This window comes from Pseudomonas yangonensis (assembly GCF_009932725.1).
Taxonomy (GTDB): domain Bacteria; phylum Pseudomonadota; class Gammaproteobacteria; order Pseudomonadales; family Pseudomonadaceae; genus Aquipseudomonas; species Aquipseudomonas yangonensis.
In genome coordinates this window covers 443,034-458,641 of record NZ_BLJU01000005.1, presented here as the reverse complement: position 1 = coordinate 458,641, position 15,608 = coordinate 443,034, and the positions used below count along the sequence as shown (strand labels likewise).

Here is a 15,608-nt window from a genome sequence, read left to right as displayed (position 1 = left end):
GGAGAAGCCCATGTCGTTCGATGCTCAACTCAACCCATCCGCCGCCGCCAGCCTGGCGCGCTGGCACCAGTTCGTCGCGGCCAGGGACCTGAGCGCCTTGCCTGAGCTGCTGCATCCGCAGGCGGTGTTTCGTTCGCCCATGGCGCATACGCCTTATCCGGGGGCGCAGGCAGTCAATCTGATCCTCAATACGGTGCTCAAGGTGTTCGAGGATTTCACCTATCACCGGGAGCTGGCCTCGGCCGATGGTCTCAATGTCGTGCTGGAGTTCTCCGCACGGGTGGGCGAGCGCGAGCTCAAGGGCATCGACATGATTCGTTTCGACGAGTCAGGGCGGATCGTCGAGTTCGAGGTCATGGTGCGCCCAATGAGCGGGCTGCAGGCCCTCGGCGCGGAAATGGCGCAGCGCCTCGCGCCTTTTCTCGCCGCAGCCAAGGGCTGAGGCGCGTCCTATTTGAGGACGCCTACTTCACGGTAGAAGCGCTCGGCACCGGGATGCAGCGGAATCGGCAGGCCATTGGTTGCCCGCTCCAGCTGGATGTCCTTGGCGGCCGGATGAGCTTCGGCCAGGCGGCCCAGGTTCTCGAAGAGCAGCCTGGTCATCTGGTAGGCCAGGTCGTCGGAAACGCTGGTCTGGCTCACCAGAAGGTTGGTGATGGTCGCCGTGGTCACGTCGCTGGCCTGCCCCCTGTAAGTGCCGGCCGGGATGATGCCTGGCTGATAGGCGCCGCCGATACGTGACACCACCTGCTCCGGAATGGCCACGAAGGTGATCGGCATGCGCTCGGCCAGTTCGCGAATGGCCGCCATGCCCAGACCGGCCGACTGCAGGGTGGCGTCCAACTGGCCTTTTTCGATCAGTTCCACCGACTCGGCATAGGGTTTGAACTCGACCTGCCCCATGTCTTTGTAGCTCAGACCTGCGGCCTTGAAGATGGCCCTGGCATTGAGCTCGGTGCCCGAGCGCGGGGCGCCGACGGAAATGCGCTTGCCGCGCAGGTCTTCCAGACTGCGGATGCCTGACGCCTGGCTGGCGACAATCTGAATGTAGTTCGGGTAGATGCCGGCAATGGCCCGCAGGCGGTCACGCGGTGCCCTGAAGCCGGCGTCCTCGTTGCCTTTCCAGGCGTCGGCCACCGAGTCGCCAAGGGCGAAGGCCAGCTGGCCACGGGCGATCTGCAGCAGGTTCAGGTTCTCCACCGAGGCCTTGGTGGCGCGTACGCTGGTGGTCGAGCCTTCGATGTTCTCGCTATAGAGGTCGGACAGGCTCATGCCCAGCGGGTAATACACGCCACTGGTGCCGCCGGTAAGGATGTTGATTGAGGTTGGGTTGGCATGAGTGTTGGGACTGTTGACCAGGATCGCGGCAGCGACGAGCAGGCCAAGCCGTTTGGCTAAGCGCATGGTGAATTCTCCGTTATTGTTGTTCTTCGAGCTGAGCGAGTCAGCGCAGGGCTATGCAGGCGTGGGACAGGCATTCGCCAGGTGCAGTGAGCGGGAAGGATTGGCAGTGAAACGATGGCGGAGCATGGCTGACCTCTTGTCTTTTTTATCAGTCCGGTCGCGCAACGGGCGCGTGGGGGATGTATGACGAGCAGGTGACGTGCCAGGTTGTCGCAATGCCGTTGCAGAGCGGGTGCGGATTTCGCAGCCGGCTTTTCTAGGCGGAAATTCGCTTGTCTGGCCGAGTGGTAATGGCAGAAATCCGCCAATTGGTATGTGTCAGCAGGCTCGCTACCAGGCGATGATCGCCCCGAACTTAGCGCTCTCATCACATTTTGGCGTCAGCGGTGCGCCTATCCGGCCTGGCTCGCAGAATGAGTGCCAACCCAGTCACATTGCTGGGGGCGGGTTTTCCCCTAGACTTGCCTGACCGATCAGGGACGGCATCAATCGCCAAAGCAGGATGGGCTTTGGCGATCGATGTCGTACGCGCATATCCCCCGTTGGTTCAGAGGGCCTTCGATGAGCATGCAGAACAAGCCGCAGATGGTGGAAGCCGTGATGTTCTTCAGTGAACGCGGTATCTGCAAACAGATGATGTTCCCTGAGTTCGAAGCCTTGCTCGACGGTGTGGTGAACATGCCCGAGTTCGCCGACGAGCAGATGCGTGCGGTATTCGTGGCGATCAACCCGCGCCTGCTGGTCAGGTCCGCGGTGTTCTTCTTGCTGGATTTCGACGAGGACGGTCGCCCCGACAAGGGCTGGAACATTCCTCTGCAGCATCTGGCCGAGCGCGCCGGGCGCGGGCCCGATCTCGGCGCCGGGCCGATTCGTCTGGCTTGTCGCAGCCAATGCCCGGTGTCCTGGCACCAGATGCATTTGTGGGACCCGAGCCTGGCGCCCGGGCAGAACGATCTTGTGCTATTACGTGATGCGGTCAAGCGCAATCAGCTCGGCCTGCTGGTCGAGGACGACAGCGCCCAGGCGGTGGTTGCCGAACGTTTGCAGGTGGCCTCCGAAGACAAATGGTATGCGCCAGATCCGGCCAAGGAAGTCGCTGACCAGTTGGCGCAAAAGATGGACCAGGAGCACCGCGCCAAGACCGCGCAGCTGATTCAGCAGCAGCGCCTGCGTATCACCAGCCTGACCCAGCAGCATGAGGAAGAACTGGCCAAACTCAAGCTGGCCAGTGAGGAGCAGAGCAAGCATCTGCAGGCGCAGCTGCATGGCCTGCATCAGGCGCTGCGCCAGCAGGAGGAACTCAACGCCAGTCTCAAGGCGCAGCTGGCGGCACAGGCGGAAAGCTTCCAGAGCAGCCGTGAGGAAATGGCCCAGCAGCTGCGTGCCCTGGAGCGTCACGGGCGCACCGAAGGCGATATCCTGCGCGCCCAGTTCGACAGCGAGCTGAAGGCGAAAGTCGCCGCGGCGGTCGCCGAGTACAAGGAACAGATCGCCATTCGTGACGTGGAACTGGCCTATCGCAACGAGCTGGACGCTCAGCAACAGGCGGAGATCGAGCGTCTCAAGCGTGAGCGCGATGCCTTTGCCAGTCAGGGCGCAGACCAGGTGCTGGAGCGCTTGGCCAAACTCGGCGTGGTGTTCGTGGTGTACCATCCCGGCGCCGGGCACCTGACCATTGCGCTGCAGGATGTTGCCCGTTATCAGGACAACCCCATGGCCTACGCCGCAGCCAAATGCTTCGTTTCCGAAGAACAGTACCGCCACTGGCTGGCGCATTATCAGCAGCCCAGCTGCGATGCCACCTTGCCCAGTGGAGAACGCTGCGCCATTCCCATCGACCGTGTCGATACGCCCAGTCGTTTCACGCTGGGGGATTCGAACTGCTGTACGCGGCACAAGGCGAGTAGCCGTTTGCGTACCGTCAGCTGATTTTGCCGATACACATTCCCCGCTGGCGCCCGCAGGCGCCATTGCACCCAGTGAAGCTGCCCTGGCTCGAGGCTGCCGGCGTCGAGCTCGCCTGTTTGCGCCTCGATCGCGTCGATCCACTGGTGTCCGGCAACAAATGGTTCAAGCTCGCGCCCTATCTGGAGCAGGCCGCTGCCGCAGGCGCGCAGGGCGTGATCAGCCTTGGCGGCGCACACTCCAATCATCTGCATGCGCTGGCCGCCGCCGGGCAGCGCTTCGGCTTCGCTATCGTCGGTTTGCTGCGCGGTGAGGCGCAACGAACGCCGACTGTCGATGATCTACAGCGCATGGGTATGGAGCTGCACTGGCTAGGTTATGGCGGTTATCGCGCGCGCCATCAGCCGGATTTCTGGGCGCCCTGGCTGGAACGCTACAGTGGTTTTCACGCGATAGGCGAGGGAGGTCTGGGTTTGCTCGGTGCCCGAGGTTGCAGCACGCTGGTGGAGATGGCCGAGATACAACTGAGCACAATCGGCTGGGACGATTTCGATGCCTGGTGGCTGGCCGCCGGGACCGGCACCACCTTGGCCGGAGTGGTGCTTGGGGAGAGGCGACGCACCGTGTTCGGTGCACTGGCCGTGCCGGGGGACCATGGCGTCGCTGCCCAGGTCGCCGCGCTGCTGGAGGCGGCCGGTGAGGCGCAGCGGCATTACCAACTGGTCGATGCCGCGCGCGGCGGTTTTGCCCGGTTCGACGAGCCGCTGCGCCAGTTCATCCTGCACACCGAACGTGCCTGTGATCTGCCGCTGGAGCCGGTGTATACCGGCAAGGCGCTGATGGCGCTGCGGGATTTCTGCGAACGTGGTCAACTTGCGCGCGGCAGTCGGCTGATCTTCATTCATACTGGCGGCTTGCAGGGGCGTCGGGCGCTGATGGGCGCAGACGCCGACTACACTCAGGTCTGACCAGCGGAGCCTGGAACCCACATGAGCGAACCCCTTACCCCCGAACAGCTACGCAGCCTGACGCCGCTCAATGCGCTCTCCGAGCAGCAGCGGCGCGAGCTGCGCAGCCAGCTGGTGCCCCAGCCGCTGTTGGCCGGGCAGTTGCTGTTTCGCCAGGGGGATCAGGCGCGCCTGACCTGCTACCTGCTGGCCGGCGAGCTGCAACTGCAGGATGCCGAGGGGCGCACGCAGAAGGTCCAGGCTGGCAGCGAGGTCAGCTGTCATCCCTTGTCGCCGGGGCTGCCGCGCTTGCATGACGCGCGCGCCTTCACCGATGTCAGCGTGCTGATGATCGACAGTGCCACCCTGGATCGCCTGTTGACCTGGCGTGTGGCGCATCAGGACCTGTTGCTGGCGCTGCAGCAGAGTGGCGCCGATATCGAGTGGCTGGAGCGGCTGCTGGAGAATCCGCTGTTCGCCAAGGTGCCGCCGGCCAACGTGCAGAGCATGCTCGCCCGCCTGCAGCGGGTCGAGCTAGCGGCTGGCAGTCAGGTACTGGAGGAGGGCGCCAGTGGCGATTGCTGTTACTTCCTGGAAAGCGGTCGGGCCGAGGTGATCCGCAGTGCCGGCAGTGAGCGTCAGGTGCTGGCGGAACTGGATGTGGGCGCCTGTTTCGGTGAGGAGGCGCTGCTTGCCGATCGACCACGCAATGCCACGGTGACCATGGTCGAGGCCGGCACTGTGCTGCGTCTGGATCGCCAGGATTTCTTCGCCCTGCTCAAGGCGCCCGTGGTGGCCGAGGTTTCGCTTGGCGAGGCGGCTAGGTTGCTGGCACAGGGCGCACAATGGCTCGACGTACGTCTGCTGGAAGAGTACGAAAAGGCACATGCGCCCCAGGCCTTGCACATGCCGTTGCAACTGTTGCGCCTGAAGGCGCGTCTGCTGGATCGGTCGCGCACCTATCTATGCTACTGCGACAGCGGCAAACGCAGCAGCAGCGCGGTGTTTCTCCTCGCTCAGCTGGGTTACAGCGTTTACGCCCTGCGTGAGGGGCTCGATGGCCTGCCGGCAGTACAGCGTGACGCGCTGCTGTGTGAGAGCGGTGCCGGGTATCTGGCGCGCTCCGGGGGGCGTATCGAGCGCAGTCTTTGAGCGGCGCTGGCTTTGGGGCAAGCGTAGCCCGGATGAAATCCGGGGTTTGCAGATGCATACATCCCGGATTGCATAAGGGCTACGAGTGCGTCGGCCACTGGTCGTTGACCAGAAATACCCGCTCCACTTCCCGCCAATACCCGACCTGATCTTCCTCAAGGCGTACCAGTAACTGCGCCTGCGCCTCGGGGCGCAGGGTGCTCAGCCATTGCTGGAACATTTCTGCAGACCAGGCCTCGTCAGCCCTCAGCAGCGCCGGTGCCAGCCAGGCCAGCCTGGGCAGTGGTTGCCAGTGAGCATCCGGTCTTGTCGCAGCGAAGCAATCCCAGTCGCGTCGATGCAGCCAGCCGCCCCGACAATGTCCAGGTAATGCGCCGCGCGGCGCCGAGCAAGCGTCAGGCCAGGGGTAGAACAGATAGCCGCCAAGCCAGAAGGCCGCGCGAGCCTCGCTTAACTGCAGCTCGTTCAATGTCCCGCGTGCTTCACGTCGTGACGACAGGGGCAGTTGATGGTGTGCCAGATGGCTTAGCTTCAGGTCGAGTCGGTCATGGCTGCCGGGGCCGAGCCAGTCAGCGGCATCACTGCCGCCGGTGCCCAGATAGAACTTCACCGCCAGTTCCAGATGGTGCTCGCCGTCTTCGTCGCGCAGTAGCAGGTCCAGCTCGCCCAGAGTCTGACCGCCCTGGCGGATAGGCAGGTTGGCGGCGACCACTTCGACGTCAGGTGCGGCATGCAGGGCGAACTGCCAAAGACGCTCGTAGTACAGGCCGAGGCGGCGTACCGGTTTTTCCGCCAGCCAGCTGTGCAGGGGGCTGGGGTCTCTGTCCTGCTGCGCAAGCCAGTCTGCCAGCCGCTGCGGTTGTCGCGTCCAGCAGCTGGCTTGCAGGGGATGACGTTGGACTTTCGTGGTCTCACCGAGCAAGGGGCAAGAGCGCAGCGCCCAGGCCAGGTCGCGCACAGCAGGGTTGCGCAGGCTCTGCAGCAGGACGTGCATCGTGTCATGGTGGGTCATGAAGCCGAGCATAGCGCAGTAACAGTGCTGGTTTGCTGCGGCCCAGGCCTTTGGCCGATAATCACCCATCGTTTCTTATCTGTCTGGCGGGGTCCCATGGAGCAATTTCGCAATGTCGGCATCATCGGGCGCCTGGGGAGCACGCGGGTTCTGGAAACCGTGCGTCGCCTCAAGCGCTTTCTGATCGACCGTCACCTGCATGTGATTCTCGAGGACACCATCGCCGATGTACTGCCTGGCCATGGCCTGCAGACATCTTCGCGCAAGATGCTCGGCGAGGTTTGCGACCTGGTGATCGTCGTCGGCGGCGATGGCAGCATGCTCGGTGCCGCGCGCGCATTGGCGCGGCACAAGGTTCCGGTGCTGGGGATCAACCGCGGCAGCCTGGGCTTTCTCACCGACATCCGCCCCGATGAGCTGGAACTGAAGGTGGCACAGGTGCTGGAAGGTCAGTACCTGACCGAGAACCGCTTCCTGCTCGAGGCCGAGGTGCGCCGTCAGGGCGAGGCCATCGGCCAGGGCGATGCGCTCAACGACGTGGTGCTGCACCCCGGCAAGTCGACGCGGATGATCGAGTTCGAGCTGTATATCGATGGCCAGTTCGTCTGCAGCCAGAAGGCCGACGGTCTGATCGTCGCCACGCCTACCGGCTCGACCGCCTACGCGCTGTCTGCCGGCGGGCCGATCATGCATCCCAAGCTCGATGCCATCGTGGTGGTGCCGATGTACCCGCACACCCTGTCCAGCCGGCCCATCGTGGTCGACGGCAACAGCGAACTGAAGGTGGTGGTGTCGCCGGACATGACCATCTACCCACAGGTGTCCTGCGACGGCCAGAACCACTTCACCTGTGCGCCGGGCGACACCCTGCACGTGGCCAAGAAGGCGCAGAAGCTGCGCCTGATCCATCCGCTGGATCACAACTATTACGAGGTCTGCAGAACCAAACTCGGTTGGGGCAGCCGCCTGGGAGGGCAGGACTGAATGTCCCTCGACCCCCATCGTGGCTATGACCTGATCGGTGATATCCACGGTTGTGCGCGCACCCTCGAACGCCTGCTCGAACGCCTGGGTTACAGCCGGCACAGCGGCGTGTGGCGCCATCCGACGCGCATGGCGATCTTTCTCGGTGACCTGGTCGACCGCGGCCCCGGCATTCGCGAAGCCCTGCACCTGGTGCACGACATGGTGCGCGCCGGCCAGGCCCTTTGCATCATGGGCAACCACGAGTTCAACGCACTGGGCTGGAGCACGCCGGCGCCACCGGGCAGCGGCCGCCAGTACGTGCGCGAACACAGCCCGCGCCATCAGCGCCTGATGCGCGAGACATTGATGCAGTTCGAGGACCATCCGCAGGAGTGGCGCGACTTCCTGCGCTGGTTCTACGAGATGCCGCTGTTTCTCGACGCCGGGCGTTTCCGCGTCGTGCATGCCTGCTGGGATGCCGAGCTGATCGCGCCGCTCAGGGCGCAGTTCCCCGACGGCTGCATCGACGAGCATTTCCTGCAGGCCTCGGCCGTGCCTGGCAGTTTCGCCAACATGGCGCTCGATCGCCTGCTGCGCGGCACCGACATGCGCCTGCCGCATGGCCTGACCCTGACCGGTGGTGACGGCTTCACCCGTTCCTACTTCCGTACCAAGTTCTGGGAAGAGAATCCGCAGACCTACGGCGATATCGTCTTCCAACCCGATGCCCTGCCGGAGCTGGCGGCGCAGACGCCCCTGACCGAGCTACAGAAGGACGAGCTGCTCAGATATGGCGCGCACGAGCCGCTGCTGTTCGTCGGCCACTATTGGCGACGTGGCAAGCCGGCGCCGATTCGAGCGAACCTGGCCTGCCTGGACTACAGCGCGGTGGTCGGCGGCCGTCTGGTGGCTTACCGTCTGGATCAGGAGACGCGTCTGGACGCGGGCAAGTTCGTCTGGGTCGATGTCGACCCACAGGAGGCGCCGCGATGACACCAGTGGAAGTACTGCGCCTGCCGCTGGAGACTGACCTGAGCGGGTTCGTCACCTTGCTGCAGCGCCTGCGTGTGCCGCACCGGGTGGCGGAAGAGGGCGGACAGCAGGTGCTCTGGGTGCCGGGTGAGGAGCTTGCTGAGCAGGTGCGTGAGCTTTACGCACGCCACCCACAGGGCGACGCGGGCGCGGAGCTGCCGCCCAACCCGGCACCCGTGCGCGACGGCTTTCTTGCCCAACTGCGGCGCAGCCCGATAACGGCTCTGGTGCTGCTGAGTACCTTCATCGTGTTCGCCGTGACGCTGGCGGGCGAGAATTTTTCCGCTATTCGCTGGCTGAGCTTCGTCGACTTTCGTATCGACGGCGAGCACATCTACCTGACCTATCTGGATGCCACGCTCGATAGCGGCCAGTGGTGGCGCCTGATCACGCCGATGCTGATCCACTTCGGCTGGCTGCATCTGGCGATGAACAGCCTGTGGTACTGGGAGCTGGGCCGGCGCATCGAATTTCGCCAGGGCGCGATTGGATTGCTCGGCCTGACCCTTTTGTTCGGCCTCGCCTCGAATTTCGCCCAATACTGGTGGGCCGGGCCTTCGCTGTTCGGTGGCCTGTCCGGCGTGCTCTACGGCCTGCTCGGGCATTGCTGGATCTACCAGCGCCTGGCGCCGAACCCGGCGTATCGCCTGCCGCCCGGCGTGCTGGTGATGATGCTGGCCTGGTTGGCGATCTGTATGACCGGCATCTTCGAGCTGCTGCAATTCGGCGCCATCGCCAATGCCGCGCATGTCGGCGGTCTTCTCACCGGCTGCCTGACCGGTCTGCTTGGCGGTATGCTGGCGCGACGCTGATTTATCTGGCGGGTTGAGCCCGCCCTACGGTTTAACTGGAGAACTCTATGTCGTCCTTTCTCGAAGCCATCGACAACATCACCCCGGAAATCTACGAGAGCCTCAAGCTGGCCGTGGAAATCGGCAAATGGCCCGATGGCCGCAAGCTGACCCAGGAGCAGAAAGAGTTGAGCCTGCAGGCGATGATTGCCTGGGAAATGCAGAACCTGCCGGAAGATCAGCGAACCGGCTACATGGGCCCGCAGGAGTGCCAATCCAAGTCCGAGCCGGTGCCGAACCTGCTGTTCAAGTCCACGGATACCCTGCACTGATGACCGAGTTGGGACGTGGCGCGCTGAGCAAGATGAAGGTGCACCTGGATGCGCCGGTGCAATACGCCTTCCGCCTCGGCGAGGAAGAGGTGCCGGTCAATCCGCTGGTGGGCAAGCACCTGCGCCTGGAGTATCTCGGCGCCATCCATTGCAGCCATTGCGGGCGCAGAACCAAGACCAGCTTCAGCCAGGGCTACTGCTACCCCTGCATGCAGAAGCTGGCGCAGTGCGACATCTGCATAATGAGCCCGGAGAAATGTCACTACGACGCCGGCACCTGCCGCGAACCGAGCTGGGGCGAGCAGTTCTGCATGACCGACCATGTCGTTTACCTGGCCAACTCCAGCGGCGTGAAGGTGGGCATCACTCGCGCCAGCCAGGTGCCGACGCGCTGGATCGACCAGGGTGCGACTCAGGCCTTGCCGATCCTGCGCGTGGCCACCCGGCAGCAGTCCGGTTTCGTCGAAGACCTGTTGCGTAGTCAGGTGGCGGACAAGACCAACTGGCGCGCGCTGCTAAAGGGCGACGCCGCGCCGGTCGACCTGATCGCGATTCGCGAACAACTGTTCGCCGCCTGCGCAGCGGGCATCACCGAACTGCAGCAACGTTTCGGCCTGCAGGCCGTCCAGCCGCTGAGCGCAGCCGAGGTGCTGGAAATCCGTTACCCCATCGAGGCCTATCCGGCCAAGATCACCAGCTTCAACCTGGACAAGCAGCCCCTGGCCGAGGGTACCCTGCTCGGTATCAAGGGCCAGTACCTGATGTTCGACACCGGCGTGATCAATATCCGCAAGTACACCGCCTATCAGCTGGCCGTCCACGAGATCGCCGCCTGACACCCGATTGCCACCGGCGCCCGGCGCGCCGCAGACGAGAGGCCAAGAGCCATGCGCACCGAACAATCCAAGACCATCTATCTGAAGGACTATCAGGTTCCCGATTACCTGATCGACGAAACCCACCTGACCTTCGAGCTGTTCGAGGATCACAGCCTGGTGCATGCGCAGCTGGTCATGCGGCGCAACCCCGAAGCTGGTGCCGGCCTGCCCAAGCTGGTGCTGGACGGCCAGCAACTGGAGCTGCTGGAGCTCAAGCTCGACGACCATGAGCTGAGCGCTGCCGATTACACCCTGACCGACAGCCACCTGACCCTGCAGCCGACTCAGGAACGCTTCGTGGTCGACAGCAGCGTGCGCATCCACCCCGAAAGCAACACCGCGCTGGAAGGTCTGTACAAGTCCGGCAAGATGTTCTGTACCCAGTGCGAGGCCGAGGGCTTTCGCAAGATCACCTTCTACCTCGACCGCCCGGATGTGATGAGCAAATTCACCACCACGGTCAGCGCCGAGCAGCATGCCTACCCGGTGCTGCTGTCCAACGGCAACCCGATTGCCAGCGGCTCGGAAGAGGGCGGTCGGCACTGGGCCACCTGGGAGGATCCGTTCAAGAAGCCGGCCTACCTGTTCGCCCTGGTCGCAGGTGACCTCTGGTGCGTGGAGGACAGCTTCACCACCATGAGCCAGCGTGAGGTGGCGCTGCGCATCTATGTCGAGCCGGAGAACATCGACAAGGTCCAGCACGCCATGGACAGTCTCAAGCGCTCGATGAAGTGGGACGAGGAGGTCTATGGCCGCGAGTACGATCTGGACATCTTCATGATCGTCGCGGTCAACGACTTCAACATGGGCGCCATGGAGAACAAGGGCCTCAACATCTTCAACTCCAGCTGCGTGCTGGCCAAGGCCGAGACCGCCACCGATGCCGCCCACCAGCGCGTCGAGGCGGTGGTGGCGCACGAGTACTTCCACAATTGGTCGGGCAACCGTGTGACCTGTCGCGACTGGTTCCAGCTGTCGCTCAAGGAAGGCTTCACCGTGTTCCGCGACAGCGAGTTCTCCGCCGACACTCACTCGCGCACGGTCAAGCGCATCGAGGACGTGGCCTACCTGCGTACCCACCAGTTCGCCGAGGACGCCGGCCCCATGGCCCACCCGGTGCGTCCGGACGCGTACATGGAAATCTCCAACTTCTACACCCTGACCATCTACGAGAAGGGTGCCGAAGTGCTGCGCATGATTCACACTCTGCTCGGGCCGGAACTGTTCCGCAAGGGCTCGGACCTGTACTTCGAGCGCCACGACGGCCAGGCCGTGACCTGCGACGATTTCGTCAAGGCCATGGAGGATGCCAGTGGCATCGATCTGACCCAGTTCAAGCGCTGGTACACCCAGGCCGGCACGCCGCGCCTGGAAGTCAGCGAGGCTTATGACGCCGCCGCGCAGAGCTACAGCCTGACCTTCCGTCAGAGCTGCCCGGCGACGCCGGGGCAGAGCGAGAAGCTGCCGTTCGTGATTCCGGTTGCGCTCGGCCTGCTCGATGCCCAAGGCAATGAGCTGCCGCTGCGCCTGCAGGGCGAAAGCGCGGTGCAGGGCACCAGTCGGGTATTGTCGGTCACCGAAGCCGAGCAGACCTTCACCTTCGCAGGCATCGCCGAGAAGCCGCTGCCGTCGCTGCTGCGCGGCTTCAGTGCGCCGGTCAAGCTGCACTTCCCCTATAACCGCGATCAGCTGATGTTCCTCATGCAGCACGACAGCGACGGCTTCAATCGTTGGGAAGCCGGCCAGCAACTCTCGGTACAGGTGCTGCAGGAGCTGATCGGCCAGCACCAGCGTGGTGAGGCGCTGGTACTGGATCAGCGCCTGGTCACCGCGCTGCTTACCCTGCTGGAAGACGAGTCGCTGGATCAGGCCATGGTCGCCGAGATGCTCTCGTTGCCGGGCGAGGCGTATCTGACCGAGATCAGCGAGGTGGCGGATGTCGAAGCCATTCACGCCGCGCGCGAGTTCGCCCGCAAGGAGCTGGCCAGCGCACTGTTCGCCCCGCTGTGGGCGCGCTACCAGGCCAACCGCGAAGTCTCCAAGGCCACGCCTTATGTGGCCGAGGCGGCGCACTTCGCCCGCCGCAGCCTGCAGAACATCGCGTTGTCCTACCTGATGCTCAGCGAGAAAGCTGAAGTGCTGGCGGCTTGCGTCGACCAGTTCGAGAACGCTGACAACATGACCGAGCGCCTGGCCGCGCTGGCCGTGCTGGTCAACTCGCCGTTCCAGGACGAACAGGGCAAGGCCCTGGCCATGTTCGCCGACTTCTTCAAGGACAATCCGCTGGTCATGGATCAGTGGTTCAGCGTGCAGGCCGGCTGCCCGCTGCCGGGCGGGCTGGAGCGCGTGCATGCGCTGATGCAGCATGAAGCCTTCACCCTGAAGAACCCGAACAAGGTGCGTGCATTGATCGGCGCCTTCGCCAACCAGAACCTGATCAACTTTCACCGCGCGGACGGGGCGGGCTACCGCTTCCTCGCCGATCAGGTGATCACCCTCAATGCCCTCAACCCGCAGATCGCCTCGCGCCTGCTGGCGCCGCTGACCCGTTGGCGCAAGTACGGCCCTGCCCGCCAGGCGCTCATGAAGACCGAACTGGAGCGCATTCTCGCCTCCGGCGAGCTGTCCAGTGACGTCTATGAAGTTGTGAGTAAGAGCCTCGCCTAAGACTGCTGCGCTCGACAAGAAGTGTTACCGGCCTTTGGCTGGTAACACTTTTTTGTTACCCAATGAAATATGCATGTGACCCGTTATGCATTGCACTGCTAAGTTCTGGTTTCGCTCCTTGACAGCGAGCTGATCTTTGCGGCTGAGCACTGCCTCAAGAGCGACATAAAGCGTCGGATCGTAGGACAAGATGCGCCAGTTTTTCTGACGCGTTGGTCAGTGGCTGATCAGTCACGAAAAGAAACCGGCCAACAGCTCTTCCAAGCCGGTTTGAGCTGATACACCTGTTTGAATTGGCACCATGGTTGCAATGGCAAGCGACGTTTTGACCGCGCGTTGTAGCGCTCGGTCTTGGAGTGCACCTCTGCAAATAAAAGCCGTCGTCAGTACGGTAAATCGCGGCCGGTTACCGGATCGCCCAAAAGAATGATCTGTCCACGGAGTGAGTCTCGATGGAAATTAAGTCCCGCAAGCCTGTTTTACGTTTTGCCCCAGCCAAGGCCGGCTTTGCGTTCGCTGGCGTTCTGCCGTTGCTGGTGGCCGCTCAGGCTCAGGCGGTGGAGTTCAGCTTCGCCGACAACGAAATCACCGGTTCCATCGATACCACTATTTCCTACGGCCAGTTGTGGCGTGTCCAGGGGCAGGACAAGAGCAACAACGACATCAACACTAACGACGGTAACCGTAACTTCGATACCGGCCTGGTTTCCGAAGTGTTCAAGATCACCAGTGACCTCGAAGCTTCTTACCAAAACTACGGTGTGTTCGTTCGTGGTACCGCTTTCTATGACACCCAGATCATGGACAAGCGCAATGATTACAACGATACGATGTCGGGGATTCAGCCCAGCCAGACCTATCCGCGAAACAACTCCTTCACTCGTGAGACCCGCCATAAGGCAGGTCGCGATGCGCAGATTCTCGACGCCTATGTCTATGGCAACTGGGACGTTGGCGATATGCCGGTGTCCGGTCGTCTGGGCAAGCAGGTGTTCAACTGGGGTGAAGGTCTGTTCTATCGCGGTGGCGTGAATACCACCAACCCGGTCGATGCCGCCAAGTTCCGCCTGCCAGGCTCGGAAGTGAAGGAAGTGCTGGTGCCTGTCGAAGCGCTGAGCTTCAACCTCGGCCTGACCGACAATCTGTCGATGGAAGCTTTCTATCAGTGGAACTGGAAAGAAACCGCTATTGACCCGGTCGGTACCTACTTCTCCGAGACCGACCTGTTCGCCGATGGCGGTAATACTGCCTATACCACTCAGACCGCTATGGCGAACCCGCTTTTCCAAACGGTTTACAACGGCGCGGTTAATGGTGGTTTCCTGGGGCTTCCAGCGAACTTTGGTGGTCTTCAGGGCACTCAGTATTTCGATAGCAACGGCACCATCAAGGTCGCCAACGTCGGGTCCGATATCAACGCCAAGAATGATGGCCAGTTCGGTGTGGCATTCCGTTACATCGCCGAAGAGCTGAATTCGACGGAGTTCGGTTTCTACTTCGTCAACTATCACGCCAAAGAACCGACTATTTACGCTGATCTGAATTCCACCTATGCAGGGTTGAATATCGACCAGTTGGCTAGCCTCGGCAGTTTGCTGGGTGTGACGGCCAGCAGCTATGACGATCTGGTACGGCAGGCAGCTACCAACGACAATGCGAGGACTGTACTGGGGCTGGTCAATGGCGCTGCCGCAGTGGACGTCGCCAACCAGGTCAATGCCCGTCGCGAGTATGCTGAAGACATTCGTATGTACGGCATGAGCTTCAACACCACGGTCGGCCTTGCGTCCGTCTTCGGCGAGATTTCCTACCGTCCGAACCTGCCTATCGGCATCGCAACCACCAATGATTTGCTGGGTGATCTGCTCGGCCAGGCTGCACCGCTGGCCGATGGCCGTGAAGTCAACATCGGCGGCAAGATGGTCGATATCAACGGGCAGATCCACAATAGCGAGCGTGTCGAGGCCTTCAACACCTCTCTGGGCACCATCTATAACTTCGGCCCGTCATTTGGTTTCGACTCGCTGTTCGGCGTGGCCGAGCTGGCCTCCGAGCATATCCGTGGCAGCAGCCTGCAATACATCGCCTGGGACGGTACCAATCGCTACTACTCCGGCCGCGGAAACACCTCTTATGTCGGTAATGACGGTCGTGACAATCGCGCCGACCAGATCAACAAGAATGCCTACGGCTACACCCTGGTGCTCTCCGGTACCTGGAATGACGTCTATGCCGGTGTGAACCTGTCGCCGTTCGCCGTGTTCAAGCATGACTTCGAAGGCAACTCGCACCAGACCGGCAACTTCATCGAAGGTCGCAAGGCGTACACCGTCGGTATGCGCGCCAGCTACCTGAACAGCCTGGAAGCCGAGATCCAGTACACCGAGTTCTACGGCGCAGGCCAGAACAACGGGGCGCGCGATCGCGACAACATCGGTTTGAACGTCAAGTACTCCTTCTAATACCCATAACCAGAAAAACCGCCGGGCGCTCTCGGGCGCCCGGTCAGACTCTTCACGGAG

At 62.6% G+C, this 15,608-nt stretch carries 13 protein-coding genes; 11 read left to right on the top strand and 2 right to left on the bottom strand.

What is annotated here, in order from left to right:
* Window positions 1-10 precede the first annotated feature (10 nt).
* Window positions 11-442 carry a nuclear transport factor 2 family protein gene (locus GYB81_RS10715; protein ID WP_161866947.1) on the top strand — a complete coding sequence of 144 codons (432 nt, stop codon included), beginning with the start codon at window positions 11-13 and terminating at the stop codon, window positions 440-442.
* Between the two features lie 8 nt (window positions 443-450).
* Here GYB81_RS10715 and GYB81_RS10710 read toward each other — a convergent pair whose 3' ends face one another.
* Window positions 451-1,404, bottom strand: a complete 954-nt coding sequence (locus GYB81_RS10710) for a TAXI family TRAP transporter solute-binding subunit (RefSeq protein WP_161866946.1) — start codon at window positions 1,402-1,404, stop codon at window positions 451-453.
* 561 nt (window positions 1,405-1,965) lie between these two features.
* On the opposite strand from GYB81_RS10710, the gene GYB81_RS10705 reads away from it, so the two are divergent.
* Genes GYB81_RS10705 through GYB81_RS10695 form a run of 3 tightly spaced genes read left to right on the top strand, consistent with a single transcriptional unit; the run spans window position 1,966 to window position 5,408 of the window.
* Window positions 1,966-3,333, top strand: coding sequence for a chromosome partitioning protein ParA (locus tag GYB81_RS10705; protein ID WP_161866945.1), 1,368 nt, complete (start codon window positions 1,966-1,968; stop codon window positions 3,331-3,333).
* Window positions 3,334-3,335: 2 nt separating this feature from the next.
* Window positions 3,336-4,277 (top strand): 1-aminocyclopropane-1-carboxylate deaminase/D-cysteine desulfhydrase, encoded by a 942-nt coding sequence (locus GYB81_RS10700; RefSeq protein WP_178106595.1) that lies wholly within the window; start codon window positions 3,336-3,338, stop codon window positions 4,275-4,277.
* Window positions 4,278-4,298: 21 nt separating this feature from the next.
* Window positions 4,299-5,408: a cyclic nucleotide-binding domain-containing protein gene (locus tag GYB81_RS10695; protein WP_161866943.1), complete on the top strand. Its 1,110-nt coding sequence runs from the start codon at window positions 4,299-4,301 to the stop codon at window positions 5,406-5,408.
* A 79-nt stretch (window positions 5,409-5,487) separates the two neighbouring features.
* Here the strand turns inward: GYB81_RS10695 and GYB81_RS10690 are convergent, their stop codons facing one another.
* Window positions 5,488-6,420: a DUF1853 family protein gene (locus GYB81_RS10690; protein WP_161866942.1), complete on the bottom strand. Its 933-nt coding sequence runs from the start codon at window positions 6,418-6,420 to the stop codon at window positions 5,488-5,490.
* Window positions 6,421-6,516: 96 nt separating this feature from the next.
* Between GYB81_RS10690 and GYB81_RS10685 the strand changes: the two genes are divergently transcribed.
* The 7 genes from GYB81_RS10685 (at window position 6,517) to GYB81_RS10655 (ending at window position 15,548) form a co-directional block, all read left to right on the top strand.
* Entirely contained in the window at window positions 6,517-7,404 is an 888-nt protein-coding gene (locus GYB81_RS10685) for an NAD(+) kinase (RefSeq protein WP_013716320.1), read from the top strand.
* Window positions 7,405-8,379, top strand: a complete 975-nt coding sequence (locus GYB81_RS10680; RefSeq protein WP_161866941.1) for a metallophosphoesterase — start codon at window positions 7,405-7,407, stop codon at window positions 8,377-8,379.
* The gene (locus GYB81_RS10675) at window positions 8,376-9,230 is read left to right on the top strand and encodes a rhomboid family intramembrane serine protease (protein WP_161866940.1); all 855 of its coding nucleotides are present in this window, start codon (window positions 8,376-8,378) and stop codon (window positions 9,228-9,230) included. Before GYB81_RS10680 ends, GYB81_RS10675 begins: the two co-directional genes overlap by 4 nt.
* Before the next feature lie 47 nt (window positions 9,231-9,277).
* Window positions 9,278-9,541, top strand: a complete 264-nt coding sequence (locus GYB81_RS10670) for a YeaC family protein (RefSeq protein WP_161897819.1) — start codon at window positions 9,278-9,280, stop codon at window positions 9,539-9,541.
* Window positions 9,541-10,377 carry a DUF2797 domain-containing protein gene (locus GYB81_RS10665; protein WP_161866938.1) on the top strand — a complete coding sequence of 279 codons (837 nt, stop codon included), beginning with the start codon at window positions 9,541-9,543 and terminating at the stop codon, window positions 10,375-10,377. Before GYB81_RS10670 ends, GYB81_RS10665 begins: the two co-directional genes overlap by 1 nt.
* Before the next feature lie 51 nt (window positions 10,378-10,428).
* On the top strand, window positions 10,429-13,086 hold the full coding sequence (pepN, locus tag GYB81_RS10660) for an aminopeptidase N (RefSeq protein ID WP_161866937.1): 2,658 nt from the start codon (window positions 10,429-10,431) through the stop codon (window positions 13,084-13,086).
* A gap of 452 nt (window positions 13,087-13,538) precedes the next feature.
* Window positions 13,539-15,548: a DUF1302 domain-containing protein gene (locus GYB81_RS10655; protein ID WP_161866936.1), complete on the top strand. Its 2,010-nt coding sequence runs from the start codon at window positions 13,539-13,541 to the stop codon at window positions 15,546-15,548.
* The last annotated feature ends 60 nt before the right edge of the window (window positions 15,549-15,608 follow it).